At 33.0% G+C, this 25,964-nt stretch carries 29 protein-coding genes; 4 read left to right on the forward strand and 25 right to left on the reverse strand.

What is annotated here, in order from left to right:
• The first annotated feature begins 50 nt into the window (after positions 1–50).
• Both P5P89_RS09695 and P5P89_RS09700 read left to right on the forward strand, forming a co-directional pair.
• Positions 51–1,325, forward strand: a complete 1,275-nt coding sequence (locus P5P89_RS09695) for a Y-family DNA polymerase (protein WP_278011726.1) — start codon at positions 51–53, stop codon at positions 1,323–1,325.
• On the forward strand, positions 1,316–1,756 hold the full coding sequence (locus P5P89_RS09700; protein ID WP_223682376.1) for a LexA family protein: 441 nt from the start codon (positions 1,316–1,318) through the stop codon (positions 1,754–1,756). Before P5P89_RS09695 ends, P5P89_RS09700 begins: the two co-directional genes overlap by 10 nt.
• Positions 1,757–2,220: 464 nt before the next feature.
• Here P5P89_RS09700 and P5P89_RS09705 read toward each other — a convergent pair whose 3' ends face one another.
• The 14 genes from P5P89_RS09705 to P5P89_RS09770 form a co-directional block, all read right to left on the reverse strand.
• A complete protein-coding gene (locus P5P89_RS09705) occupies positions 2,221–2,784 on the reverse strand; it encodes a hypothetical protein (protein ID WP_278011727.1) in 564 nt (187 codons plus the stop codon).
• A gap of 11 nt (positions 2,785–2,795) precedes the next feature.
• Entirely contained in the window at positions 2,796–3,845 is a 1,050-nt protein-coding gene (locus tag P5P89_RS09710) for a hypothetical protein (RefSeq protein WP_278011728.1), read from the reverse strand.
• Between the two features lie 28 nt (positions 3,846–3,873).
• Entirely contained in the window at positions 3,874–4,023 is a 150-nt protein-coding gene (locus P5P89_RS09715; RefSeq protein WP_278011729.1) for a hypothetical protein, read from the reverse strand.
• Positions 4,024–4,157: 134 nt separating this feature from the next.
• The gene (locus P5P89_RS09720) at positions 4,158–4,448 is read right to left on the reverse strand and encodes a hypothetical protein (RefSeq protein WP_278011730.1); all 291 of its coding nucleotides are present in this window, start codon (positions 4,446–4,448) and stop codon (positions 4,158–4,160) included.
• Positions 4,449–4,450: 2 nt separating this feature from the next.
• The gene (locus P5P89_RS09725; RefSeq protein WP_278011731.1) at positions 4,451–4,828 is read right to left on the reverse strand and encodes a hypothetical protein; all 378 of its coding nucleotides are present in this window, start codon (positions 4,826–4,828) and stop codon (positions 4,451–4,453) included.
• Positions 4,825–5,319, reverse strand: a complete 495-nt coding sequence (locus P5P89_RS09730) for a hypothetical protein (protein WP_278011732.1) — start codon at positions 5,317–5,319, stop codon at positions 4,825–4,827. Before P5P89_RS09730 ends, P5P89_RS09725 begins: the two co-directional genes overlap by 4 nt.
• Before the next feature lie 54 nt (positions 5,320–5,373).
• Positions 5,374–5,667, reverse strand: coding sequence for a hypothetical protein (locus P5P89_RS09735; RefSeq protein ID WP_278011733.1), 294 nt, complete (start codon positions 5,665–5,667; stop codon positions 5,374–5,376).
• Complete coding sequence (locus tag P5P89_RS09740; RefSeq protein WP_278011734.1) at positions 5,651–6,034, reverse strand: hypothetical protein; 384 nt, start codon at positions 6,032–6,034, stop codon at positions 5,651–5,653. The genes P5P89_RS09735 and P5P89_RS09740 overlap by 17 nt, the downstream gene beginning before the upstream one ends.
• Entirely contained in the window at positions 6,031–6,633 is a 603-nt protein-coding gene (locus P5P89_RS09745) for a hypothetical protein (RefSeq protein WP_278011735.1), read from the reverse strand. The genes P5P89_RS09740 and P5P89_RS09745 overlap by 4 nt, the downstream gene beginning before the upstream one ends.
• Before the next feature lie 205 nt (positions 6,634–6,838).
• Positions 6,839–7,447, reverse strand: a complete 609-nt coding sequence (locus P5P89_RS09750) for a hypothetical protein (protein WP_223682381.1) — start codon at positions 7,445–7,447, stop codon at positions 6,839–6,841.
• Positions 7,448–8,029: 582 nt separating this feature from the next.
• Positions 8,030–8,596 (reverse strand): hypothetical protein, encoded by a 567-nt coding sequence (locus P5P89_RS09755; RefSeq protein WP_278011736.1) that lies wholly within the window; start codon positions 8,594–8,596, stop codon positions 8,030–8,032.
• Positions 8,593–15,177, reverse strand: coding sequence for an RHS repeat-associated core domain-containing protein (locus tag P5P89_RS09760; protein WP_278011737.1), 6,585 nt, complete (start codon positions 15,175–15,177; stop codon positions 8,593–8,595). Before P5P89_RS09760 ends, P5P89_RS09755 begins: the two co-directional genes overlap by 4 nt.
• 8 nt (positions 15,178–15,185) lie before the next feature.
• Positions 15,186–15,638: a T9SS type A sorting domain-containing protein gene (locus P5P89_RS09765; protein WP_278011738.1), complete on the reverse strand. Its 453-nt coding sequence runs from the start codon at positions 15,636–15,638 to the stop codon at positions 15,186–15,188.
• A 497-nt stretch (positions 15,639–16,135) separates the two neighbouring features.
• The gene (locus P5P89_RS09770; protein WP_278011739.1) at positions 16,136–16,504 is read right to left on the reverse strand and encodes a hypothetical protein; all 369 of its coding nucleotides are present in this window, start codon (positions 16,502–16,504) and stop codon (positions 16,136–16,138) included.
• 152 nt (positions 16,505–16,656) lie between these two features.
• Between P5P89_RS09770 and P5P89_RS09775 the strand changes: the two genes are divergently transcribed.
• Both P5P89_RS09775 and P5P89_RS09780 read left to right on the forward strand, forming a co-directional pair.
• A complete protein-coding gene (locus P5P89_RS09775) occupies positions 16,657–16,893 on the forward strand; it encodes a hypothetical protein (RefSeq protein ID WP_278011740.1) in 237 nt (78 codons plus the stop codon).
• 139 nt (positions 16,894–17,032) lie between these two features.
• Positions 17,033–17,362 (forward strand): hypothetical protein, encoded by a 330-nt coding sequence (locus tag P5P89_RS09780; protein WP_278011741.1) that lies wholly within the window; start codon positions 17,033–17,035, stop codon positions 17,360–17,362.
• Positions 17,363–17,436: 74 nt separating this feature from the next.
• Here the strand turns inward: P5P89_RS09780 and P5P89_RS09785 are convergent, their stop codons facing one another.
• From P5P89_RS09785 to P5P89_RS09835, 11 genes are all read right to left on the reverse strand, one after another.
• Positions 17,437–18,597 carry a hypothetical protein gene (locus P5P89_RS09785; protein WP_278011742.1) on the reverse strand — a complete coding sequence of 387 codons (1,161 nt, stop codon included), beginning with the start codon at positions 18,595–18,597 and terminating at the stop codon, positions 17,437–17,439.
• Positions 18,598–18,613: 16 nt separating this feature from the next.
• The gene (locus P5P89_RS09790) at positions 18,614–19,138 is read right to left on the reverse strand and encodes a hypothetical protein (RefSeq protein ID WP_278011743.1); all 525 of its coding nucleotides are present in this window, start codon (positions 19,136–19,138) and stop codon (positions 18,614–18,616) included.
• Between the two features lie 100 nt (positions 19,139–19,238).
• Complete coding sequence (locus P5P89_RS09795; RefSeq protein ID WP_278011744.1) at positions 19,239–19,658, reverse strand: hypothetical protein; 420 nt, start codon at positions 19,656–19,658, stop codon at positions 19,239–19,241.
• Between the two features lie 504 nt (positions 19,659–20,162).
• Positions 20,163–20,426: a hypothetical protein gene (locus tag P5P89_RS09800; protein WP_278011745.1), complete on the reverse strand. Its 264-nt coding sequence runs from the start codon at positions 20,424–20,426 to the stop codon at positions 20,163–20,165.
• A complete protein-coding gene (locus P5P89_RS09805; RefSeq protein WP_278011746.1) occupies positions 20,405–20,881 on the reverse strand; it encodes a hypothetical protein in 477 nt (158 codons plus the stop codon). The genes P5P89_RS09800 and P5P89_RS09805 overlap by 22 nt, the downstream gene beginning before the upstream one ends.
• An 80-nt stretch (positions 20,882–20,961) precedes the next feature.
• The gene (locus P5P89_RS09810) at positions 20,962–21,858 is read right to left on the reverse strand and encodes a hypothetical protein (RefSeq protein WP_278011747.1); all 897 of its coding nucleotides are present in this window, start codon (positions 21,856–21,858) and stop codon (positions 20,962–20,964) included.
• A 26-nt stretch (positions 21,859–21,884) separates the two neighbouring features.
• Entirely contained in the window at positions 21,885–22,568 is a 684-nt protein-coding gene (locus tag P5P89_RS09815; protein WP_278011748.1) for a hypothetical protein, read from the reverse strand.
• A gap of 10 nt (positions 22,569–22,578) precedes the next feature.
• A complete protein-coding gene (locus tag P5P89_RS09820; RefSeq protein WP_278011749.1) occupies positions 22,579–23,223 on the reverse strand; it encodes a hypothetical protein in 645 nt (214 codons plus the stop codon).
• 11 nt (positions 23,224–23,234) lie between these two features.
• On the reverse strand, positions 23,235–23,984 hold the full coding sequence (locus P5P89_RS09825; RefSeq protein ID WP_278011750.1) for a hypothetical protein: 750 nt from the start codon (positions 23,982–23,984) through the stop codon (positions 23,235–23,237).
• 86 nt (positions 23,985–24,070) lie between these two features.
• Positions 24,071–25,084, reverse strand: coding sequence for an OmpA family protein (locus tag P5P89_RS09830; protein WP_340696545.1), 1,014 nt, complete (start codon positions 25,082–25,084; stop codon positions 24,071–24,073).
• Positions 25,084–25,959 carry a hypothetical protein gene (locus tag P5P89_RS09835; RefSeq protein ID WP_278011751.1) on the reverse strand — a complete coding sequence of 292 codons (876 nt, stop codon included), beginning with the start codon at positions 25,957–25,959 and terminating at the stop codon, positions 25,084–25,086. The genes P5P89_RS09830 and P5P89_RS09835 overlap by 1 nt, the downstream gene beginning before the upstream one ends.
• Positions 25,960–25,964: the final 5 nt, after the last annotated feature.

The raw sequence follows: 25,964 nt of genomic DNA on the forward strand, positions 1-25,964 counted from the left end.
TTAACTTTCCTAATCAAAATGCATGTTACACTATTGTGTAATTTTGCAAGATGTATGCTTTAGTTGATTGTAATAATTTTTATGCTTCATGTGAACGTGTTTTCCAGCCGGAATTCAATGGAAAACCTGTTGCGATATTATCGAACAATGATGGCTGTGTGATTTCGAGAAGCAATGAGGCTAAAGCAGCTGGTGTTCCTATGGGTGCCCCGGCATTCAAGATCAGGGAATTGGTTAAAGAAAAAAATGTCAAGTTGTTTTCGTCGAATTATCCTTTGTATGGAGACCTGAGCAATCGTGTGATGGAAATTTTGAGACAGTTTACCCCGAATGTCGAGATTTACAGTATTGACGAAGCCTTCCTGAATTTTGATGGTGTGGGTGTTTTGGATTATCAGGATTATGGACTTCAAATGAAATCCCGGATTCAAAAATGGCTTGGGCTTCCGGTTTGTATTGGCTTTGCTGAAACAAAGGCCTTATCAAAATTAGCCAACAAAATTGCAAAAGAATTTCAGGAAAGAACCAAAGGTGTTTATGTAATTGATACTGACGAAAAACGGATCAAGGCTTTAAAATGGACTAAGATTGAAGACGTCTGGGGCATTGGTTACCGTACCAAAAAGAAAGCTAAACTTCGAAATATTAATACGGCTCTTGATTTTATTAATCCTGTACACGAAGCCTGGATTAAGAAAGAAATGGGCGTGATTGGTCTTCGCCTGAAATGTGAACTCGAAGGCAAATCAGTTTTGGATTTAGAACCTTTGCCGGAACAGAGAAAGAGTATTGCAACGACGAGAAGTTTTCCTAAGCAAATTTCCGACTTTGATTTGCTGCGTGAGCGTATTGTTACTTTTGCTTCTGTTTGTGCCGAAAAATTACGTAAACAAAATTCCTGCTGCCATACTATTATAGTTATGCTGGTGATTGATAAACATTCGGTAAAATCATCCCAATATTATTTTAATATGGCTGTAACGCTGTCTTATGCTACTAATTCAACTTTGACTATTTCGAATACCGCCATAGAAATGCTGAAGAAATTACACAAAGGAAACGAAGGAATCCGCTTTAAAAAAGCTGGCGTTATAGTGACCGAATTGATTGATGAGGATAAAAAGCAGTTTCAGTTGTTTGAAGAAGAAAATCCAAAGCATCTGGCTTTAATGAAAGTAATGGACCAGCTGAACACTAAAATAGGAAACCGGAAAGTAAAACTGGCTTCGCAAAACCTTAAATTGACCTGGGATATGAACCAGAATCATTTATCCCCTAAATATACAACCGATTTTAGTAAACTTCTGGAAGTAAAATGTCTGTAAAAAAAGAACAAAAACTGACCTTTTTTGAGCCTGATTTCGAAAGTGACATCAGGATTCCTTATATCCATGAGGGTGTTTCGGCCGGTTTTCCGTCGCCCGCAGCTGATTTTATGGAAACCAGTATCGACCTGAACAAAGAACTAAGCGAAAATCCGCTGGCTACTTTTTATATCCGGGTCAAAGGCAATTCGATGATCGATGCGGGTATCAACGATAAAGATGTCTTAGTAGTTGACCGAAGTCTGGAACCGCAAAACAATAAAATTGCGATTTGTTTTATCGATGGCGAGTTTACCGTAAAACGCATTCAGGTTGAAAAGGACTGTTTGTACCTCATGCCTGAAAATGCAGATTACAGTCCTATAAAAGTTACCGAAGAAAACCAGCTTATTATTTGGGGAATGGTTACTTATGTGATTAAAAAGGTGTGAAATAAGATGCCAACCGAAATTTAAGATATTCTAGAAACTAAAGCCACTCCGTTATTAAAGTGGCTTTGTTGTTTTAACCGCGTTACAAACGCTACGATTTATCTTTTAATTTAAGTAGGCACTCGCTATAAGCAAGCGCCAGAGTTGTCGACAAACGAGCGCCAGCGGGAAATTCAGGATGTTCTATGAAATCAAAGAGCCACTCTTTAATTGTAGTGGCTTTTTTGATTCTCTTTGTGGGCACGGAAAGAATTTCCGCGCTATCGTTGTCTACATCTGCGCGATCAGGATTGTACTTTGTAAATGACCTAGGGTAAAAACATCGGCAACAGGATTTTACTGTCTTTGCAATTTATATCCTGAAATTACAGATTAATACTTCTAAATTTTTTATAAATATAATCTTTTTGTTTTTTATTGGTATGTAAGGTTAAAAGTCGGGAGACTTTTAAGAGATTTTGAGATTATAAGAATATAAAAAAATTGGCAAAGTCAGAGACATTTGCGCAGCACTGTAGTTTTTTTGAGAACACTTCGGGGATTAACAAAAATATAATTATAAAGATTGCAAAAGTGATTATTAATTTTAAAGTTTCAAGAACCTGTACAAAAGATGAATTATCCACTTTATACCATTGCAAATCATCATTTATTTCTGATTTTTGAATTATATCATAATGAATTTTAGCACCAGGCCTCCTTTTTTTGTCATATTGAACCTTTACAAAAATAATTTTATTTCTATTATCTAAGATTTCGCAAAAAATTCCCGAAGAATTATAGGTGTATTCTAATATTTTATAAACTTCAATATTACTTTTTATTTTTGTGCCTCTACCGATAATTTGTATAAATCCTTCTTCTTCAATTTTAAATCCTTGTAAAGAATCAAAGTCAGTATTATACTCGTAGGTAATTGTGTTTTTAAAAAAATTAAAACCTTTACCATAAAAACTTAAAGTGTTGTCTATTATAAAGAATAAGAGAATCAAGATAATTATAGAAATTAAAAATTTTAGTGATTTCATATGTGTATAGATTAATACCCTGGATTTGGATAAGTTATTTTAAAAGTTGAAGGAATATACATATAAGGTTTACCTCCTAGTCGTTCAAGATTTGGGCCTAATCCATCAGGTTTAGATGAAGAAATTCCCATTCTTCCTAAAATATTTTCTGATATAAAATCGGGATCATAAAAACCATCATTAACGAATTCTGTAAAAGTTGTTGTACAATTGCCTCCAGCGCAATTTGTCGAATAATTCACATTTGTACGACCAACATGAAAGACTTTGTATGTCATATCCACATCAAAACTTCCGTTTAAATTATTAGCAACTCCACTTATTAGACGTCTTACAACTCTTAAATATTCCTTTGAATTATGTAACTCTAATTGAGTGCTTTTATCCAATGAAGCCGCACTTCCATCCCCATGTTTATAATAGTCTGTAGCTTCTTTTGTATTTTTTAATACTTTAGTTTTTCCTTTAGGCGGATCAATTTGATGTAGTGCGTGATTCAGCCCACTAACCACAAGTCCCGTAACAGCCCCCTGCCAAAAATTACCCCCAGTAAGAGCTGCTCCTGCGCCACCCGAAACAGTTCCAAAAGCAATCATACCTGCTACATTGTTAGCACCTATAGCGCCACTTATTCCCTGATGCGCATAAGTAGTGGTTACAAAATGTCCTTCGGTTAAACTGCTATTGGTTTCAAAATTTGTTTCAGTTGTGCTACCGCCACTCCAAGCACTAGCTGCAATACTACTCAAAGCACCAGATGCAAAACCACTCCAGAATTTACCTCCTGAAATAGCCGTCATAGTTCCCTGAAAAGTACCATGGGCCACTGCACTAAATGCTGCCTGCGAATAGAAAGTGGTAAATAAATTCGTTGCCGCTGTACCAATACCAAAAGTCACCGCCGAAGTTGCCGCACCAATAAAAGTAGTTTTTGCCAAACCACCTACACTAAACGGTACATCTGCAAGTAAAGCTGTAACGGTATAGGTAAATGCTGCAATTGCTGCTCCAATTCCTACTGCAGCTAAAAAAGCAATTTCCCCGCTAGGATCCGTGTACATCAACGGATTATTCAGCACATACGCATACCTATTGTAATTCTGGGTTCTCAGGCTGCTGTATAAAATTATCCGGCATTAAAAAAGAACGTAAAACAGGATCGTACAAACGGCCGTTCATGTGTATCAGCCCAACTTCTGCCAGATGCTCGTGGCTCGTATAACCACGGTCGAGCATCATCAGCGCTGCCCCTGTACCGTTTGTGGGCAGGGTGATGGCAACGCCATTTTTCTGCAGCTTGTCAATAATAACAGGTACGAGCCTGAGGCATCGCGCTAGCCGTTATAATTATTTATGCTTGGCAAGGATACTCGTCATAGACGAGCACCAGTTAGGTGTTCACTACTAAGTTTAACATTCTTACCTGGTGGTAAGGGAGGAGGAACTGGACTTTTAACCATTTTAATTTTAAGATCAAATTCATTAGAAGTATAGTCATTAAAATCATATATAGAAAATATATTTTTAAGCATTTTTTTTGAAAGATTGGATTTTTTGAGTTTTTCTTTAATTTTTTGCCCATAAATTTTTAAACAAACTTTATAGTTTTTTGCTGGTAAAATTTTGTAGGTCTTTAAATAAGTCGATTCATTTTGATCATACAAATTTATTCTAATTTTTTTTCTGCATATGGTAGTAAAGAAATGGTACTATTCTTAATTTCATTAATAAAATCTTCCTCTTTTCTAGTACCAGAATTATAAATATTTAAACTTGAACTAGGTACAATTACATTTTTTTCTTTTAAATCAAAAAAATTCAAGTAAATCTTAGAAGAATTATTATTTGTAAAGGAAACTTTGTCATTGTATGCGACTCCTAAATTATTGAGGTCTAAGAACAAAATCTTTTTGTAAGATGTATTATTAATAATTTTAACTACAACTTCTGCTTCTGAAACTGATGATGCGACAATTAAAATATCTTTCTCTTGAGAAGAGCAAACATTAACTAATAAAAACATATATAGAACTATCTTTTTCATCTATGATATAATTTTTGATTATAATAATAATTTTTATCCTGATAGGCTCCTAAGCCACGTACATAATTAAATACACCTCTCTCAAAATAGTCTGTATATGCATTTTGTAATTCATTACCTTTAAGATTTAATTTATATCTTAAACTCCACATTTTCATTCCTGCATTTCCAGAATAAAAATCGCCAGCATGATAATATTCATGTAGAATGGTTCTTGCTAATATATAGTTTGATTTGAAAGCAGATTTATAAAATTTAATAACTGTGCCTCCATTTGCAGAACCATCCTCATCCATACGATATTCAAAATCTCCATTTTTTGTTCCATTACTGCCTCCTACTTTTATTTTTGGTAAACTTTCATTTTTTTTCATATCATCTGTAAATAAAGCATAAACTTCCTTTTTTATATTTTTCACAGAGTTTTCACTGAGTTCTGGAACTCCATTAGGATCTTTTAAACTAGAACGAATCAAATTTCTTTCATACAATTTATGCGCAAAATGATTCAGCCCACTAACCACAAGACCAGTTACAGCTCCCTGTCAGAAATTACCTCCAGTTAAAGCTGCTCCAGCACCACCTGAAACCGTACCAAAAGCAATCATACCTAAGTCACCAGTTCCCGCACCAAGACCGGCATGTTTTGTAAGAGACATCGTGTAATTACCATTATCAGTAATTGTATCTCCTCCACTCCAGGCACTAGATGCAATACTACTCAAAGCCCCTGCCGCAAAACCACTCCAGAATTTACCTCCAGAAATAGCCGTCATAGTACCCTGAAAAGTACCATGGGCAGCAGCCTGAGTTATACCTGTATTATGACTTAATATCATTAAATGGTATTTCTAACTTCACTAAATCTTTCTTTAGATAAATTATGAATTTTTCAATCATTATTTTATCTCCCCAAAAATCTTCAAGGTTACGCTCCTTAATTAATTTATCTTTCTTTGTTATATAATATTCTAATTGATCATATGACAAATCAAATTCAATAGAATAGTCAAAATAGGTAAAATCAAAACAGATACAATAGTTTTCTAATTTATAAAATTCACCTCTGACTCCTTCAAAAAAATAGCTTTTAACTACTAGGTTAGTTATACTATCATTTATAAATAATTCATTTAATAATAAAATGCAATCAATTTGTAATTGAGAATTACTAACCTTATTGGAATCTAAAACTGAACTAATCATAATTTTTTTATTTTTGGTATTTTTCCTAAATCTATATCCAAAAGATGCTTCGAATTATTGCCCCAAGTTATTCTAAAAACTTCTCTTCCTCTTGAGGTAGAAGTCCCTATTCTTAAATATCTATTTGCTCCTAATTTTGGCACATATTCTCTTATGAAATTCCCGGTTGCTCTGAAAAAAGGCGTTTTCAAAGTATTAAGCCCTTCTCCCAAATATGACCATCCTGCTCCAAGAACTTTCCCCCCTGCATACATCTCAAAAATAGTATTATCTTCAGCTATAGCCCCAGTTGATAATTTAAAGCCTTTAAAACCATAACCTCTGAGTTTGCCGCCATTACTTCCAAATTCACCTTGAGATACACCTCTGTATGTAACTGATGTTGAAGAAATAATTTCACCATTATCATCATACATATAATCTGTTGTGTCACCTCCATTATTGTTTACCTGATTTCCATTTTTATCATAACCATTGTCATCAGAATGTGCCGCATGATTCAACCCAGATACAACCAAACCCGTAACAGCCCCCTGCCAAAAATTACCTCCAGTAAGTGCAGCACCAGCTCCACCCGAAACTGTACCAAAAGCAATCATACCAAAAGTTCCTGTTCCGGAGTGAAATAAGATGCCAACCGAAATTTAAGATATTCTAGAAACTAAAGCCACTCCGTTATTAAAGTGGCTTTGTTGTTTTAACCGCATTACAAACGCTACGATTTATCTTTTAATTTAAGTAGGCATCGCTATAAGCAAGCGCCAGAGTTGTCGATAAACGAGCGCCAGCGGGTATGGTATAATACTATTTTTTTACTCTTATATGATGTTCATGTTCTAATTCAACTACGATTTTTTTTAAACTATCTGCTCTTTGCATGTTTTGAGGAATTCCAATACCATTACGATTTAAAATTTCTAAATAACGAACACTTCCTAATTCTTTATTCTCTACTCCAATTTTTAAAAAATACATCAAATAATTCTTCTGATCTGAATTCAATTTTTTAATATTATTTAAATATGGCATTAAACTAGCATCCGTTCCATCATAGTCATATTTTGTATTCGTGTAAAATTCTAACAAATTACTAAAAGCTGTAGATGCATATTTAAACTTATGGTATTTTTCAACCATTATTAAGGTATATGGAATAATTTCTTCTTTTTTAGAATCATTATAAACATAATAAAGCTCTAACTCTCCATATGAAGCGTCATCTCCTTTATACTTTACATTATATTTTGCATTCTTAATTCGATCTTCATCAAAGTATTTTGATTTTTTAAAATCTTCCCTATTAGAATCTATAGTATTTTCAATTATTTCTTTTCTTTTAATTTGTTTTTCATTTTTGCAAGATATAACTAACATTACAAGAAATGACAACGTTAAAACATTTGTTAATTTCATATGTTTATTTTTTTATTTAATATCAGCACTAACTTTTGTCCAAGAGCCATTTTGGAATTTATTATACCAACCTTTTTGTGATTGATTACTTTTGGTAAAATGTACATTTCCATCTGAACACCAATTTTGTGCTGCTGACCATATAGTTAACCCGCTATATTCATTTGTTAAGTATTGTGATATATTTCCCAGCTCTTCGAAGTGTTCCTCTCTAACGCTGCGCAAATGTCTCCGACTTTGCGCCACTTTAAATTTCTTAAGAATCCAATATCTGTAAAAGTCTCCGACTTTAAACCAAAATTGCTACAAATTGTACTTTGTAAATGATCTAGGGTAAAAACATCGGCAACAGGATTTTAATGTCTTTGCAATTTATATCCTGAAATTACAGATTAATACTTCTAAATTTTTTATAAATATAATCTTTTTGTTTTTTATTGGTATGTAAGGTTAAAAGTCGGGAGACTTTTAAGAGATTTTGAGATTATAAGAATATAAAAAAATTGCGCAAAGTCAGAGACATTTGCGCAGCACTGTAGTTTTTTTGAGAACACTTCGTAGAGCGGGGAGACAAATATTCAATCAGAATTCTAAATCAACTTTTTTCCTTGCTTTAATGTTTTTGAAATCCTTTATATTTAGAGGTCCAAAAATGGAATCAGTTGTTTTTTCGATTATATAATAATTGGTTTTATTCTTAAATATTTTTTTATAGCAAGATTTTTGCCTAAATAAACTATCGGCAACTATATCTTTTTTTGTTTTTTTGTTTTTTTCTAATAAAGTTTGAATATCCTTTAAAGTCATTTTGTCATAACCTATCTCAACCAAACTATCTTTTCGATTTTCTAAATAGTAGTTATTCCAAAATTCTAAATTCTGTTTTATTTTGTTTATAAGTAATTTTTTATTTGGTTGTTGCTTAATTATTATGTATTCATCATTAAACTTTTTTTGTATAACATCTGCATAAATTAAAACTTCCTCAAAATTAGATTTTTCCTTTGACCTGTAAAACATTGATCCATATGGGTAGCCTATATCTATAGCTTCATCGTCTGATAAATAATAATAATTATCGCCCATTGTTTCTATATTACTACAATTTGTTAGCAAAAAGGCTACAAATAAAACATTCATTTTTTTCATTTTATTATTATTGTTGGGTTTAAATAATGTATTTTGTAGGATTGAAAAGCACCATTATATTGCTCCATAACAGATGGACGGCCCATATCTGTAGCTATATTTCTAATTACATTTTTAAAACTATTATTTGGTCTTAGTTTGTAATGATAATCTTGATCGAGAACTTTTACTGTGTTTTTCCCAGTAACTAAAAATGAAGTACCTCCATAAGTTGCTGCGGTTTCCCAAGGAAGCTTAATAAAAGCCTGATGCGTTTCTAAACCAAATACTTCTCCTATCTTTACTCCTGCGGGAATTTTAAGACCTGTCCAGTCAATTTTGGAATTATCAACACTTATCTCTACACCATGTCCCTTAACACCCCAAAGATCCGCTTCAACTTTACTTAATTTCCCATTATTATCTAAATCCCATTTATTTTTTTTACCAGGCGGATCAATTTGATGTAGTGCGTGATTCAGCCCACTAACAACCAACCCCGTAACAGCCCCCTGCCAAAAATTACCTCCCGTTAGTGCTGCACCTGCGCCACCCGAAACTGTTCCAAAAGCAATCATACCAAAAGTTCCTGTTCCGGATCCAATTCCTTCATGAGTAATGGTTTTTGCACCATACGCCCAATTATTTTCCTTTGAAAAACCGGTTGTTTCTGTTGATCCACCACTCCAAGCACTAGCTGCAATACTACTCAAAGCACCAGATGCAAAACCACTCCAGAATTTACCTCCTGAAATAGCCGTCATAGTTCCCTGAAAAGTACCATGGGCCACTGCACTAAATGCTGCCTGCGAATAGAAAGTGGTAAATAAATTCGTTGCCGCTGTACCAATACCAAAAGTCACCGCCGAAGTTGCCGCACCAATAAAAGTAGTTTTTGCCAAACCACCTACACTAAACGGTACATCTGCAAGTAAAGCTGTAACGGTATAGGTAAATGCTGCAATTGCTGCTCCAATTCCTACTGCAGCTAAAAAAGCAATTTCCCCGCTAGGATCCGTGTACATCAACGGATTATTCAGCACATACGCATACCTATTGTAATTCTGGGTGTTCTCAGGCTGCTGTATAAAATTATCCGGCATTAAAAAAGAACGTAAAACAGGATCGTACAAACGGCCGTTCATGTGTATCAGCCCAACTTCTGCCAGATGCTCGTGGCTCGTATAACCACGGTCGAGCATCATCAGCGCTGCCCCTGTACCGTTTGTGGGCAGGGTGATGGCAAGGCCATTTTTCTGCAATTTGGCCAGATTCCCCCACGCATCAAACTGGCGTCTCTCGACTGCTGCACCTGTGTTGTCTGAAATGGCTATAATGCTTCCCAGATAATCCCTGTGAAGATAATACTTTTTGTCTGTAATGGCGCCTGTCGCGACCGTTTTTGTCTTTTCTGTATATAAAGGCGCTCCGTAGGCATCACCTCCTACATAAGTTCGTATGGTAATTTCTGTAGGGGTTTTGATGATCTCTACCGTGCCGTCATCGGTGTAATTCTTGGTTTTGGTATATACACCAACTGCTCCCGGTGTCGGGATCTGGTAGCCAAATTTCATCGCCTGTCTTGACAGATGCGAATTGTACGTAAAGGCTGTGCTGCCCTTGTCGCTTTCGTTGATTGATATCGGGCTTTTGAACATATTGTACGTGACCAATTGTTTAGGCAGCTCATTGTAATAGGCAGCTCCCTCTGTTGTCAACTCTATTTCCTTCTTCTGGTAAATCCCGGTATTGAAATTGCCGTTGTAGGTTACCGTACCGAGTTTGTTGTTGTTGGTGATCCTTCCCCTGTCGTCATAGTTATTGGTATCTACAGTGCCTGTCAACGGGTTTGTCCAGTGTGTCAATCGGTCTAAAGCATCATACGTAAAAGTCTCATTGGTTCCCAATGCCACATTCTGTCGGTTGTTCAGGGTTCCTTTTACGGCATTGAAGCTATAGGTATTGTTTACAATATTAATGCTGTTTTTGGTATGCGTCTGAGAGGTATAATACCCATGTACATCATACGCATTGGTTATGGCCACTCCGTTGCCCAGTGTCTGGGTCAGCGGCTGCATTTTCTCGTTGGCTGTATTGAGCTGCCATAAAACCGCATCATTGGCATCGGTGAGTTTGTCCATGATGCCATTGTAGGTATTGTACACATTTTTTGTCGTAACAGACTCGCTAAGCCCTGATGTAAGTTCCTGCGTAGCATTGGTTGCTGTAGCAGGTCTCCCATAATTATCATACGTTATGGTTTTTGTCTGTGTAAAAGCGGCATTGCTTTCAGTAGTGGTTTCAGGCCTGTGCAAAGCATCATAGGTATATGCGAAACTGTCTATGTTTCCACCCAGACTGTTTTTGCTGACCTCACCTGTCAGCTGGGCAAAAGAGTTATAGGCATACTCTGTTTCAATATCGGCCCCGTCTCCTGACACTTTTCTTTTGGTTACTTTTCCAAAATCATCGTAGGTTGTAGTAGTGTTTCCTTTTGGGGTGGTTTCTGTAATCAGCTGTCCAAAGGCATCGTAGCTGTAGGTGTAGGTACCCGCATTAGGATCGGTCATCGCTGTTTTGTTTCCCCAGCCATCGATGCTAATATTTACCTTATGCCCGCCATAATTTGATTCTTTCAGCTGGCCATTGGCATAATATGTAAAAGTGATGGTGCCTCCAGGGTCTGTGGTCTGTGTTTTGTTGCCCAGGGCATCCACGGTTGCCGTTGTAGTTTTTCCATCATCAACGCTGGTTGTAGTCAATCCTGAATACGACAAGGTCTGGATCCTGCCGGTTGGCTGTGTTATTTTGGTCGGACGCATCAGGTAATCGTATTCATATTCTACCCAGCGGGTTGGAGATGAAAAATAGGGCTCGCTTTCTTTTGTTTTTCTTCCCAGGCCGTCATAAACCACCTGCTTTGAAATCGTCGAATTGACTGCCAAACCTTTTGTTGTTGTGATGACTGCTCTTCCCAACACATCGTATTGCGTGATGCTTTTAGCATTGTCACCTACCGTATTCTGGCTTGTAGTGGTGTAGCCTCCATCTGCTAATTTAGCGTATGTAATGGTGGTTTCCAATGGCACGGCAGATACGCCGGTTGTTTTGGTTTTGGTCAGTTTTCCCCAATTGTCAAAGGTATAATCGCTTACTACTCCCAAAGGACTCGTTGATTGTGTTACCTGCCCCAGTGTGTTGTAGACAAAACTGGTTACAAAGTTCTGATGATCTGTTTTTTTGACCACGAAACGTTTGGTTGCATCGTACTCGTCTTTAATCGTTCTGGCTACCGGAGGCGTCGGCGCATCAGGGGCAGAAACTGTTTTGGCCAGCAGATTCCCCACTGCATCGTAGGTCATATCTTCTATAATAGCATACGTATTATGCCCTTTTTTCTCTGTATGGGTCAGGTTTGTTCGTGTGTAGGTATACACTTCCTCAGATGTTCGGGTATCGCCGGAAGCAACATTGTTGGTTGAGGTATTTACTTTTTTAGGTCTGCCTATGTAATACGAACTTCCTGTTCCTGATGGGTTACTGTCATACTCTGTATCCACAGTAGCAGATCCCTGAAGTGTGCCACTGCTATACTGATTGGATATGCTTTTTGTTTCCAGACCGTAATAACTTGTAGAATTGACAAGACCATCATAGGTATAGAGGTTTTCAGATTTTATACCACTCAAAGCATCCAGAGTGGTTTGTGAATCTAATAAAACATTATATACTTTTGATGATGGATTGGTGTAAGTTGAAAAAACATTCGTTTTAGTGCTTAACAAATTAGAAGGTGTTGCGTCAAAAACCGTAGCCCCGTTGGTACTCGACCAGGTTATGGTATTGGCTCCTCTAAGATTCACATCATTGTGCTGTGTCGTCCATATTTTGGTATCAGACGGAGATAAATACCAGCTGCTTCTTGTGGTTCTGGTAAAACCAACTGTTCCGTAATTGAAATTGGACACATAACCGCGATACCTGAAATCCTGATATTTCGAAACTCCGTTAATAGTAGCCGTAAGCTTAGAAACCAAATAGCTGCCGGAGTTTCTTATAATCTCAATATTGGGATAATTTACTGCATCTGCCGAAGAATAAAAATCAACACTGCTATTTATAGTGCCATTTTCAGGTGGCATCATTGGCTTGTACTCAATAGTTTGAACAATCTTACCATTGGCTTCTGTTACGGTCTTTAAACGATTGTCAGAATCAAAATCCTTATTGAACTGGTAATACTCAATTTTATTATGATGCCCGCGAACAATAACTAAATCAGTATTGGCGCCATTGTATCTGTAATTGGAAACTAATGGAATTGGGATATCGGGAGAGTCAGAAAAATAGCCAGAAGGCTGTCCTGTAATGGGCGAAAGATTATCATTTTTCGAATCATACGTCATAGGAAAGGTCGTTGCACTGGCAGTATTGCCTATGTTGTTGGTGTACCCTTTTACCCACCATTCCGTATTATGGTCATTGATAGTCCAACCCGGCTTGTAATATCTTCTCCAGACTCTTACGATATCTGACTTTCCATCTTTGTTGATATCGATAGCGTAATAATTACTGAAATGAGTCTGAGAATCGAAATGAGTACCTGTATTAGGCCAGTATTCTACAATATTATGCGATTCTTTTACAAAAAAATCACCTCCGGCTGGTTTTGGGTTGCTGTAATAAATATGCCATAGTGAGTGGCTAGATCCTTCCCCTCCTTCAGTATCGGGTAACATAATATCTGTTTTACCATCTCCATTGTAATCACCAAAAAGTATTTGCTTTTTACTTGAATATTTATCTATTGAACCTTGACCTATTAGTTCTAGTTCTACCCATGGAGCAACCGTAAGCTGTTTGAAACTCCATATTTTGTAGCTTTTATCCCAATTTAATTCAATGATATCGGTCTTTCCATCCCCATTAAAATCCATTGCATAAACACCTCCACCATATCTTGTATTAATATTGAGTGATGAACTTGGTAATTTCACAAATCCTTTACTATCTAAATCGGTTGATACATTTTGGTTCAAATCAACTAAATACAAGTCTTCTTCATCAAAATCAATTGTATAATCTCTAGAATACCCCCCATCCGGATCATCTCCTGAGTTCATAATATAAATTATTTTCCGTATATGACATCTTATTTTAGGATTAGTAAATATGAATTCACTAATTCCATCACCATTGAAATCACCTTCTAAATATTGTCTATAACTAGAAGGATGGGTTATACTATTTATATCTGGATTATCAAGAATTCCCTGATATTCATCAACATATTCATATTCTTCTGTCTCTGGCTCAATTACCATAGACTCAGTCTGAGTATCAAATGATCTGAAATAAATTAAAGATAAATTATTATTAATCAAATTGTGAACGCTAAAATTGACGCTGCTCAATTGCAAAGGAGTATGTGCGTGTATAATTGATTGAAACTGATTTAATTTATTATCTGTTAATGTCGTTCCAGCAAATATTTTAGAACCAGTGTCGTACAAAGAATTAGAAATAGTAATGCCAGTATTTCCACTATTATTCATAAACAAATTTGTAAAAAGTTTATTACCTGCGACAAAATCTAATCTCCCATCACCATCAAAATCACCTGCTAAATCAGCATTAGAAAAATTAAGATTATTGTTATATTCTTTTACTTTTCTAGTTGTTGTCGTAGGAATACCGTCACCATGATATGCAAAAACCACAGGATTTGATTCCTCATCCTGGGCATTTACTTCTTTTATATTGAGTATTCTTTCATACCCTGAATCGTCAGTGTTATGCGTAATTTTGTAAGTCCTGAAAATAGAATTATTAGCATATACTTCTACAAATTTTAAAATTTTAGTGGCATAGACTGCTGCCCCTTTCATATAGTCCCTTTCAACACGTTTGGCATTATCGTACTTAAAAGTAATTTTATCCTGGGCTGCAATTCCTGCTGTAGTGTTTCCGCTGAAAACAATGGAATCAATATACAACTGGTTTGTATTGTTATAATTAACTGTTTGATAGGTATAGTCGATAAAATTTCCGTTTGTATCTTCAAAACGCACAATGTACCAAGAGTTAACCGATACTGCATTTTGTAGGCTGCCTCCTCCTTTTGAGCCGTACCAGCTTCTCGAACCATCGGGTGCTGTTACAATAAAATAGGTTGCAGTGCCTTCAATTTTTAATTCGATTTTGGTATTGCTTTTATATTCAGTTTCGTAGGTCGAACCGTTTGCCCAATAGCTGCCGGTTTTTATTAATAAACGCTGGCCATCTAAGGATAATTTATCATTGTCGTCAAAATCAACACCATCTACAAAACCGTCAATATCGCGGCGTGTGGCTATACGACTGATTGCCGAAATGCTGTTGATGCTCCAGCCCTGTCCGGCAATTCCTCCTTTTACCCCACTGCTATAGGTAAGATTGATGATAGGTGCCACATTTTTTATGCTGGGTGGCATGGCTATGGGTAAGGTATAGGTTGCTGTGCCTGATGCTGCTATTTGCAATTCGCCTTTAGTGTCTGTGAAATTTTGAGAAAAAGAAAATTGTGTAGCTAAAATAAAAATGAAAAAGTAAAATTGTTTCATATCACAATTTATTGCTTGATAATTTTAAATGATTTTGGGGTACCTGATTTGTAGTTGACTAAAATAACATACACCCCTGACGGATATGACTGAAACAAAATATTCTGGGTATTTGTATTTTTAGTTCCCTGGAACGTTTTTAAAACCTGCCCAGTAAGTGAGAAAAGCTGAATTGAAGTGACATAATTGTCATCTGTTAACTCCCATTTTAAATACAGTTCTTCTTTTACCGGATTCGGGTAATAGGAAATCATGTCCTCTCCTTCGATTTTTTCAAGGTCTTCTTCCACAATGGCTTCTATTTCCTTCACTTGTTTGCCTGTTTCCGGCGGGCAGTTGACACACAATATCCTGCTAGTCTGATTTCCGGCAGTGTCATAACTAAACTTAATTTTCGTTTGGTTTTGGGATTTCACAGAAAGTGAGAATAGAAGTAATAGAAATAGTAGTTTTTTTATCATATCTATGGGCGTTTTATAAAGTATAATTTGGTGCAAAACGAAGCAAAAATTACTTACAAAACAATACCAACATTTAGTGATTTTAGAAAAATAAGATATGCCTCTTTTTATACTTATAACTATGATAAAGTGAATAAAAATAAATTGACAAAAAGTTGACCCTCACTGATAAAAGAAATCAGATGCTTAAAGGTGATTTTCAAATGTAGTTATCTGTAAAATATACTTAAAAGTTATGGGCACCAACTTTAAGTAGTAAAAGCTACATAGATTATCTAATGATAATTTTTAAGCGGGTTAGATATTTGAATCCTTACTGCTATTTACAAAGCTTCATAGAATCCGGAGCTTTTGTTTTACACTATAATGTAAATCATCAGGAAATTTTTGCCAAAGAAAAAATGCGTAAAGTCAGATTAGACTTTATAGCTTATGAGTGTTAGTTTTTTTAAAATTTGTGGTAATAAGAAAAACACAATTAGGAAAGGTTCAAAGTATCACTTCTTTTTCTTATCCTCAAGTTTCTTTTCAATAATAGCAACAATTTTATCTGTAGTGGCTTCTTTATCAAAGTATTTTAAGAAAGCGACATATCCGGGATCTGAATTTTGATAAACTGAATTTGGATCACGTAATATGTTGTCTTCTGTAATTTCCATATCACCCATACCTGTTAAAACCCAGTTTATGTTTAAATTAGGATAAACCTGCATAATTTTTTTCAAAATATTCATTCCCAATGACCTCGAATTGGTTAAAATTGGATGCAATGAAGTGTATAATATATCATTTTCTATACAGAACTGCCTAAGGTTAACTTCCTTGCTTTCAATGTAGTAGCGTAATCTTTCGCCTTCTGTTTGCATTTTTTTAAATTTTTGTATTAAAAATGATACAATATATTAATAAATGATATATATTTGAAGTAGTTACTTCGTAGTAAAATCGTAGTAAAAATACAATAATTATATGATTCTAATAATACTTATCTATGATTACAGCCGCACAAAGGAATAAAATGAAGAAAGTCTTTAAAACAGGCTATTCAAAAGAGGTTAAAAAGCTTTTAGAAGAGAAAGAAATATGGAACAAAAAAGGGCTTCCATTTAGTAATTCTTACGTTACTCATGTTTTTAATGGCAGAAATACCAATATCGATATTGAGGAAGCGATAATTGAATTGTATCAAAAAAGATTATACGAAGAAACCAGGATTACATTGCGCAGAAAAGAAATTTTCAGAAAAAAAACATAACATATTATCTGAATTTCTAAAAATGAAAATTACAAATTCATTTCAAACTTAGAAGCTATAACAGATCTTAGAAAAAAGGAGTATACAATCTCAATAAGATTAATAATCAAGTTATCAACCAAAAAATCATTCAATCATTATGGCAATAATAAAAAATGAAAGTTTAGGAAACATAGGTTACTTCTCAGATAAACATGGTGCATTAACGAATTTTATTTTTGAAATTTTATCTGTTGAATACAGGGATAATCTGTACGGCTATTTTAAAATAAAAATGACAAACGATAATTTGAAATTTGTAGTGATTAATAATCTGAGCATTTGTGGTAAATTTTCAGATAGTTTTCCGGACAGGGTATTAGAAGAAGGCTCCTATTTCTGCCATCCGGATTTAAGCCATGAACTTGTACTTGATATTTTCAGTTATGAATTTGATTTGTATAAAAGTAAATTAGTAAAAACTGCATAAAAAAAGATATCCGGATTCAAAATTCCGTTTACTTTGGAATGTAAAAAAATGGACATTAATCCATTTTGTGGCCATTACTTTTTTACAACATACATACTTGAGAACTCGTTTTTATCATCAAACATCAGTTTTATTTTAAGCGAAGCATTCTTAATTTCGATGTAATTTGAAAATTTTAAATCGTCATAATTCTCAATTTGGTCTGCACCTATTTTATTAGCTATTTCCTCTTTTGAAGAAAAGGGCTGCAATCCATTTTCAAATGAAATTTTGACACGTTTAAAATCTGTTATAGAATATGCTTTTATGATATTGTATTTTGGATTTTCGCTTGCTTTTTTGCTAACATCAAAAAAGAAATAAAAGTTGTTGTAATCATTATCGTAAGTAAGTTCATTAATATCACCCGTATTTCCTTGTATGACAATATTTCGCTCAAAATTTTTACTTGTTTTTGAATTTGTAAAATCATTTTCACTTGATTTTCCAATTGTAATATCATTTACACTCCAGTCGTTATGAATCGTAAGAACAGTTTTGTTTTTCATATTTTCCGGTTTTGTGGTGTTAATGAGTAACTCCTTAAAGTAATTTTCGTTATTACATTCGCCAAAATCGATCAAACCATTAAAAGTGTCCCAATAGCAGGTTTTAGATAATTTTGCATTATTTAAGATTGTTAACCTGTCATAATCCGGTGCATAAAAAATATATTTCCCCTGTTTTTTTAAATTCCAGTATAAACCGTTATCTGTGTTGGGATTTTTTGTTCCTTTTCCATATTTGTTTTCAAGCTTCCTGAGAATTTCATTTTTAAATTCTGAAGTTTTCATTTCTATCCTAAACCCATACAAATAATCATCAGCTTTATATTTTTTTAAAAGAGGAGCTAAGTCTTCCTTCTTTTTAAGGGGTAATAAATCAATATGACCTCCGCCAGATTTTGTAATACTGTCTGTTTTTAATAATTCTGAATTGATTTGAAAATATACTTTTTGCTTTTTTAAATCAATACCATCAAAAGTGTATTTGGTTGAATTATCAATTTCTGCCAGTAAGCAAAACGGATATTCAACAGTTTCAACTCCAATGAAAATCGAGTCATTAAAATCAATTATGCTTTCTATTTTTTCATTTAAATTTAATTTCATCAAATCTATTTTTTCTTGTTTTTTACAAGAAATTAAAAAAGTCAGCAGACAGATGATGGTTGGAATAATTAAGTTTGATTTCATTTTTATTTGATATTTTTTAAATTGAACCATCTCTTTTATAAATTTCATCCACAGTTCTATTATATTTGTCATACAACATTTTCCAGGGTAATTCGTTAGACCTCTTTGGTTTCCAATATTCTTCTGTAATGGTTTTCTCTCCTTTTATAGTTACTTTTTTTGAAACTAATTCCCCTTTTCTATTGTCTTCATAATAATTTATCTCTTCTTTTTTATTTAAATAGTTTTCTACAATTTCGGGAAATGCATAAAAATCTCTGTTCAGATCATCTCTCATTCTAAGCTTCTTGTATTTTTTATTCTTTAGAAAAAAACTGATTTTATTAAGCCACCATGCATTTTGATTTAAACTGTACTGAGCAGGTTTACTTAAATAAATTATCCATTGTGCAGAATTTTCATAATGAGTATTTGGAGAAAAAATTATTGTATCTATCGTCGACCATCTAATGAAACATACTGTTTCAGATACGGGGCTACTTATTTTAAGACCCAAATTATTATGTATAATTGAATGCTTGTTTTTTTCTTGAATTAACATTATAATAGCTATATATTTTATTTATAATTTTTGAATTCAAAGAGAATTATCGAGCAATGAAATGCCTTAATTTCTAAATTGTATAATGGTCTATTGATGATTAATTTTTATTGTCAGTTTCTTTTCGGAACGTATTTAGATTATAATCGTTTAAATTGTTTTCGCGATCAAAAATTTTATAAAAACCAAAGGTTTTTAATTGTTCGTCTATATTTTTCTTTGTTGTATTTTCTGATTTTATATTTTGGATCTTATTTCCGAATTTTAACTTTAAGTATGAGGAAGTTTCTGGATTCACTTTTACTAAATATTTATTTATTGCTTCATTAAAAGTGTAGAAATCTATGTTACTATAATCATTAATTTTAATAATTGGGAGACCTTTCTTTTTTGGTTTAGGTAAAATGGATATTTTATTGTACCAACTTTGAACATCATATTTAATAACAATGGGTTCAGAATTTGAAATTATCAGATATTCAAAATTATGGTATTCTCCATCTAATGGAGGTTTGTTCAATAAAAATATAGCTTCTATATGTTTCCAAAAAACAACAGTTTTTTCTTCTAAAATTGGAATATCTATTGTAATTTTTTCTTCGGTATAATTTAATTTTTTTTTGAATCATCTATTTTCTTTGCCGTTTTTTCTGTTATTGATATACCAAAGTTTATAGTATACATGATATATAAAATAATTATTAGAATACCAGATACAATAATAATTGGTAGATAGCCTATTTTTATTTTAAAAAGAAAGTAATCCAACCACAATCCCCCTGCAAAGAATAAGAAAAGAAAAGAGTTGAATATAATTATCGGATTTATTTTCATAATGTATAAAATTCGATACAATTTATTACACAAAGAGAGACTTTAATATCCTCATACAACAAACCTTTAAACATAAATGAGGGATTGGTTTTTATACTATTATTAAAAAATTTCTAAATCAGTTTGCGAGTTGCATGATGTAATCAGGAGGCTTATGACAATCAATAATATTAACCCCGTCATATTGCTTTTAAATAATTTCAGGTTCTGTTTTTCCTTTAGGAATATAAAACATTTGATCGATCATAAGTTCTTCTTTCGTTTCGTTATTAAATAAATAGAAAGCTGGTTCTCCATTTAGTTTTTTGAATGTTGCTAATTTGCCATATCCATAAAATCTTAAAATTGTGTCTTTAGGAAAAGGCATTACTTTAAAACCATTTTTAGCATCTTCAATTAAACTATTAATTCGTGCATTAGATTCAGAACTGCTTAGATACATTGATGTTGCCATATTTTTTCTCTAACCTTAATTTTTTCGGCAAATTCACTGTACTTTTCTTCTTTAAGAAGATCAGCCAATTTATCATATGCTGTAATAAGTTTTTCTTTAAAATTAGCTACATCTTCTAAATTTTCGCCATCAGTCCATTTGGTTAATGAGTATGTAATCTCAGCTGTAAATTCTGTTGAAGTGGTCAATAACGGAATTTTTTGATTTTCTTCCACTTTTTGAACTGCTGTTTCCGGGAAATCTTTTATATGTTTAAATTCATTATTTGCTACATCGTATAGCCTAACGTTAAATCTTAAAGAGGCTTCAGGATCTAGATTTTGTTGTCCGGAAAGAGGTTTTATAATCGCTTTTACAAATTGTTCCCCAGAATTATAAATAGCGTAATTTACCGGAACATTACTAGAAATTTGCCCTCCAACTTCCATTGTTAATACAGGAATATCGTTTATCAAAATTTCAAAATTGCAGGCTGCGACTGAAAAGTCTAAGGTGTAATAGGGCTCGTATATCATTGTTGCTTTTGGTTTAAGATTTATTTATCCGTTAGTTCTAATTCGTCTAAAGTTCCTTCGGACTTTAAAATTTTATTGTATTCTGATTGTAAGTTTTTTAATTCTGTTTCAATGTCTTTTATATCAATTTTGGGCATTATAATCTTTTTGCCATTTGCATAGATACTTGATACATATATTTTTAAATCTAAATTATAGTCTGAAAGCTTCGGGTTTTTAATTGGATATTTTAAATTTTTCCAGATATGAGGGTTTCTCTCTTTTGCTTCTTCCAGAATAATAGTTGGATATACCGATTCACCGGTTTTTAAAACATAATCCTCCTTTTCATAGCCATTTGATTGTATTGATATTGCATGTTTTGTGTTGATTTCTTTTAGCTCAATTGATATTTCAAAAGGGCTTTTTAAATCAGCTTTTCCAATATATTTATATTCGATTTCTAAACGTGGAGACATTTCTCCAAACCAATCAGTTTCATTCAGCTCTAGGGATTCAATTTTAAACAGATTAAGTTGTTTCTGAATACTTAATATTGCTGTTCTCTTTTTTTCTAATTTGTTTATTTCGGTTAATAATTTCTCCGCTTCTTTTTTATTACGCTCTTGTAAAAAATCTTCTGCTAAATCGGTCAGAGATGAGTAGCTAAGTCCGTCAATAAGTTCTAATGCTATATCATTAAATGATTTGCCTTTATATTTATTTGATTCATCCAATTTTAGAATCATTGCTTTCAAGGTGATTACTCTAATTGCTTTTTCCAGTTTAATTTTTTCATCAGCATTTAATTTTTTCTCTACTTTTTCTTTAGAAATTTTAAAATTTTTTTCTGATTTACCATTAAATTTTTCCTGACAGCTTGTGATTATCAGGACAAGTAGAATCAAAATATGTGTTTTTAGTGTATTAAAATTCATTGTAATTGTGGGTTAGAAGAGAATTTTTAAGGTTTTACATAATCATCGATATAGAACTTACTGCCTTCGCTTTCCATGAGCTTTGCATATTGATAATAAGAAATTTGTTTATTAGTCTTCTTTTTTTCTTCTAAATATTCCAAATAATCACCATAATATTGAAAATTACCAGCTGATAACATTTGTTTTCGAACTGTTAAATCGTTTTTTTTAAAAACCATAAAATCAGCTTGATTTTGGGTAACTCCTGATAAAGTATAAAAACTAGTTTTGTCCTCCCATAAAAAAGCATCTGGTAAAGTTTCGCCTTCAAAAGGGCTTGGTACATACACAGGTTTACCTGTTTTTGATATTATCGTTTCTATTAATTTATTTATATTTTTATTATAAAATAAGGTTACATGGTAGTAAGCTAATGTTTTATCTTTTTTTGAAAATTCAAAACTCACATAGTTAGTACCAAATTCTCCTTTTTTATCACGGTATCCGCTTAAATCAACTCCATTAAAGTTAAGTAGTTTTTCAGATTCAGTCTGATAAACATCATACAAATTATAGTCTATCAGAGAACTACTTTCTCGATATTCGTTAGGAATATCGCCAAAAAAAGTATCATATTTTTCAGTAAAAGTGATTTGAGATAAATCTTTTTTTTGCGAGTTGCAGCTTTGTATGAGAATACAGAGAGTGATAAAAAATAATTTTCTCATAATTATTAAGCTAATTAACTGATTTAAGATTCCCACTATCAAAGCCTAATGAGCCAATAAAATCTACCCATTCCCTATCATTTTTTTTGTAGACAAACAAGACTCTATAAAAATCATGATTATCTTTTGTAAAATAATAATAGCAGATATTATTATTTATCCATAGAGTAGTATTGATAGGGCCTAAGCTATAAGTATTCTTTGGCTTTCCAAATAGTAGTTTAAGATTATTATATAGTTCATCAGATTCAAATTTTGTGTATAAATTTATTTGGTACATTCCTAAAACATTATTTTTTTCATTGTTAAGGACCCCAATTTCCGGATCAATTTTACCGTAATGAAATATGACATTATTAATGCCAAGATTGTTTTTATTGGCAAGTTTAGTTTTATTGAAAATTAATAATTTATCAGATCTGAAAACGAGTTTTGCATTGCCCATTAAAGTTACTTCATCATTTTTTATTGTATCTTTTTGAGAAAGATTTTCAGATAATAAAACATCATTTATATCTTCATTTAAAGTTAAATTAACCAAATCAAATGGTTTCGATATTGCTGGTTTTTTCATTTCTTTATCTTTTGTTTGAGAATTACATGATTGTAATAAAATCAATACTAAGATGATGTGTAATAATTTTGCTTTTTCCATTTTGCTTTAATTTATAATAATTGTACTTTAGAACTTAATCCTGTAATTTTTTCAAATTGTTCTATTACATCAAAAGGATCGAAAAGATTTTCTTCATATTTGTAATCAACTAATTCTTTATCGTGATCTCCTTTAAAAACGCCTTTCTTTATTAGTAGACCAATTTTGGCTTTTATAACTCCTTTAACCCGTAGTCCATCAAAATTTAACTTGGGCTGATAATAAATAGAAGTTTGTGTACTATTTTTTTCAAATAAAAGACCATGTCCAAAAGTTACAGAGCCAACGGCCTTTCCTGAGACTTCAGCACTTGCATAGGCTTCCCCAATGATAAATACTGCGGATGCTTTTATTTCTATACCAGCTCTAAGTTCTATTTTTAAAATTGTTTCCAATTTAGCTTCTCCATTATTTTTGTCTGAAGCCGTATTTAAATTTAATTTAGAAAATCCATTTATAGTTCCAGTAATTTCTAAATCAATATACATTTTAAGTTTTATGGTATTATCATCTTCATCCAGCCAATCTCTAACTTCATTAAATATTTTCATTGCGGCTACATTTCCTGAACCAGCTGTGGTTGCAGCTACTCCTAATTGCACTAATCCAGCTAACAAATCAATATTTAAACCCAAAGCAATTAAAGGTTCTGCCTTAAAATAGAATTCAATGGCAGTACCTATTTCTAGTGTTTCTTTTCCTTTATTTTGCCCTCTGGCTAAACTCCATTCAGCTCCTAAACAAAAATTTGGAGGATCCATTTCAACCCACAGGGGCCATTTTTTTCCTAACCTAGTCTTGCTTACAGTACCTTTAGTTTGTTCTGTAATTGACTTTGAAAATTCTTTTAAAGAGGCGAAAACTGAATAAAATTGTTTGATTTTTTTTCATATTTTTTAGTAGCATCATAATGCCCATTATATTTATCACCTTCAATTTTATCCCATTTAGCATCTATAGCTACTCCAAAATCTATTTCTGTCTGTTTCCATCTTTTTTCAGCACCAATTTTTCCTGCTTTACTTTGCATTTCTTTATGTTTCTCCGGAGATAGATTTTGCCATTTTACACTTAGCTTATTACTAAGATTTAAAAAGAAGTGAAAGTCCCACTTAATGTCAGCATAAGCTTTAACTAAAACTGTTGTATTTGCATCATTTGAAAAATAACGACAGGAATGCACGTGAATATTATATTCATTAGCAAATACTTTAGGCCAGATATATAGTATTGGTAAAGGATTTGAAACAGATAGATTTGATTTTACAGGAAAATCTAATTTATTAGTAACTTTATCTATTGAATTTGGATATTCTGGTGAGTTTATTTTTATGTTTTTTTTATGTTTTACGTCTTTAAAACAGGCTTTATTTTGATATTCGGTAATATCTATAGTAAGATTTTGTTCATGACTTGTAGCAATAGTTTCATAAATGATGGTTTGGGCATCATGACCGAAAGCATTAAAAGTAATGTCTACGCGACGGTTTTCTATATATTCTTTTTCGTCTTTGTGTTTTATGTTGTCTCTGCCTTGTTTGTCATCGGTTGGGTTTACTTCACCTCGTCCTGTAGAGACAATTCTGTTGCCATCTAAACCCCCATCAATAAATATTTTTTTCACGGCATCACTTCGTTGCTGAGATAATTTTTGATTATATTGTTCCTTACCAATAACGCATGCATGACCATCAATTTTTATTGTTGAATACTGTGATCCTAATAAATATTGCAGAACATTGTTGAGGATTGTTTTGGCATCAGACGTTATATCATATTTATCAAAATCAAAAAGGATTGTTTTGGCGATAGGTGTTTTAGGATTTGATACATTTTTTAAATTTTCACCATTATCAAAAATTAGTGTTGGTTTTTTTTGTTTTCTGTAATGCTAATGGATTGAAATCTGCAAAGTTCGAATCGTTCTTTAGTTTTTTCTGGTTTACCGGTTTTTAAAGGTGATAAATTAACAGGAGGTTTTATTTCTTCAGAAACAATTTTTTTATTAATTCTTAAAAAACGTGCATGTACGGTGTCATTGTATTTTTCATCCGGAATATAAAGTCTATTGGAAGGGTCAAAAACTTTGATATAAAATTCTTCTTTTTCTTTTATATTCTTAAGCTTAGGATACCACGTATTTGTACTTTTAATTTCAAGATTAATTTCTCCATCGGTAACATCCACACTTGTATATCTGTAAACAAGTGGATCTGTCTGATAATCTAAATGTCTAAAAATGTCGATGCATAAATTTTGGTGGCCGTTTAGACCTTCGGTTGTTAAATTAAGATAGACCGTTTCTCCATAATTAAAAAAATGATCTTTTCGAACATCTTTTCCGTCTTTTGTTGTTGACCATTTGCTGCTTAGGATTCTTGTGGGACAATTACCACTTATTATCAAACCAGTTTGATTAACTAAATCTCTTTGTCCTGAAATACTTGCCTCGAGATAATATTCAAAAGGCCCGCATAAAGCTTTGGGGATACTTATTTTTTTAGGAGCATACGCAGGCTGTATTCTTTGTACAATAATGGTGTTCTTTTTTCGGTCTTGCAGAATCCAGGTTAAAGTTTTTTTCTTCTCTGCTTCTGGAGTCCCATCATACCACAAATCTACTTCAAAAGCAACGTACTGATCCGGATGAATTACTATTTTTTTATTAGGAGTAGATAAGTTTGAAATTACTTTTCCATCTCCTGTCCATTTTATTCTTTTAACACCTTTTGCCATTTAGT

The organism is Flavobacterium gyeonganense, from assembly GCF_029625295.1.
Lineage (GTDB): Bacteria > Bacteroidota > Bacteroidia > Flavobacteriales > Flavobacteriaceae > Flavobacterium > Flavobacterium gyeonganense.

Coding starts and splice junctions, on each gene's coding strand:
- P5P89_RS09740 (WP_278011734.1), bottom strand. CDS start 6,034: ATGATTAGTTCAGTTTTAGATTCCAATAAGGTTAGTAATTCTCAATTA.
- P5P89_RS09695 (WP_278011726.1), top strand. CDS start 51: ATGTATGCTTTAGTTGATTGTAATAATTTTTATGCTTCATGTGAACGT.
- P5P89_RS09780 (WP_278011741.1), top strand. CDS start 17,033: ATGGCAATAATAAAAAATGAAAGTTTAGGAAACATAGGTTACTTCTCA.
- P5P89_RS09775 (WP_278011740.1), top strand. CDS start 16,657: ATGAAGAAAGTCTTTAAAACAGGCTATTCAAAAGAGGTTAAAAAGCTT.
- P5P89_RS09745 (WP_278011735.1), bottom strand. CDS start 6,633: ATGATTGCTTTTGGTACAGTTTCGGGTGGAGCTGGTGCTGCACTTACT.
- P5P89_RS09760 (WP_278011737.1), bottom strand. CDS start 15,177: ATGAAACAATTTTACTTTTTCATTTTTATTTTAGCTACACAATTTTCT.
- P5P89_RS09825 (WP_278011750.1), bottom strand. CDS start 23,984: ATGGATCCTCCAAATTTTTGTTTAGGAGCTGAATGGAGTTTAGCCAGA.
- P5P89_RS09755 (WP_278011736.1), bottom strand. CDS start 8,596: ATGAAAAAAATGAATGTTTTATTTGTAGCCTTTTTGCTAACAAATTGT.
- P5P89_RS09765 (WP_278011738.1), bottom strand. CDS start 15,638: ATGATAAAAAAACTACTATTTCTATTACTTCTATTCTCACTTTCTGTG.
- P5P89_RS09785 (WP_278011742.1), bottom strand. CDS start 18,597: ATGAAATCAAACTTAATTATTCCAACCATCATCTGTCTGCTGACTTTT.
- P5P89_RS09750 (WP_223682381.1), bottom strand. CDS start 7,447: ATGAAATTAACAAATGTTTTAACGTTGTCATTTCTTGTAATGTTAGTT.
- P5P89_RS09820 (WP_278011749.1), bottom strand. CDS start 23,223: ATGGAAAAAGCAAAATTATTACACATCATCTTAGTATTGATTTTATTA.
- P5P89_RS09790 (WP_278011743.1), bottom strand. CDS start 19,138: ATGTTAATTCAAGAAAAAAACAAGCATTCAATTATACATAATAATTTG.
- P5P89_RS09710 (WP_278011728.1), bottom strand. CDS start 3,845: ATGTACACGGATCCTAGCGGGGAAATTGCTTTTTTAGCTGCAGTAGGA.
- P5P89_RS09725 (WP_278011731.1), bottom strand. CDS start 4,828: ATGAAAAAGATAGTTCTATATATGTTTTTATTAGTTAATGTTTGCTCT.
- P5P89_RS09815 (WP_278011748.1), bottom strand. CDS start 22,568: ATGAGAAAATTATTTTTTATCACTCTCTGTATTCTCATACAAAGCTGC.
- P5P89_RS09810 (WP_278011747.1), bottom strand. CDS start 21,858: ATGAATTTTAATACACTAAAAACACATATTTTGATTCTACTTGTCCTG.
- P5P89_RS09705 (WP_278011727.1), bottom strand. CDS start 2,784: ATGAAATCACTAAAATTTTTAATTTCTATAATTATCTTGATTCTCTTA.
- P5P89_RS09715 (WP_278011729.1), bottom strand. CDS start 4,023: ATGATGCTCGACCGTGGTTATACGAGCCACGAGCATCTGGCAGAAGTT.
- P5P89_RS09700 (WP_223682376.1), top strand. CDS start 1,316: ATGTCTGTAAAAAAAGAACAAAAACTGACCTTTTTTGAGCCTGATTTC.
- P5P89_RS09800 (WP_278011745.1), bottom strand. CDS start 20,426: ATGGCAACATCAATGTATCTAAGCAGTTCTGAATCTAATGCACGAATT.
- P5P89_RS09835 (WP_278011751.1), bottom strand. CDS start 25,959: ATGGCAAAAGGTGTTAAAAGAATAAAATGGACAGGAGATGGAAAAGTA.
- P5P89_RS09735 (WP_278011733.1), bottom strand. CDS start 5,667: ATGATATTAAGTCATAATACAGGTATAACTCAGGCTGCTGCCCATGGT.
- P5P89_RS09770 (WP_278011739.1), bottom strand. CDS start 16,504: ATGCAAACAGAAGGCGAAAGATTACGCTACTACATTGAAAGCAAGGAA.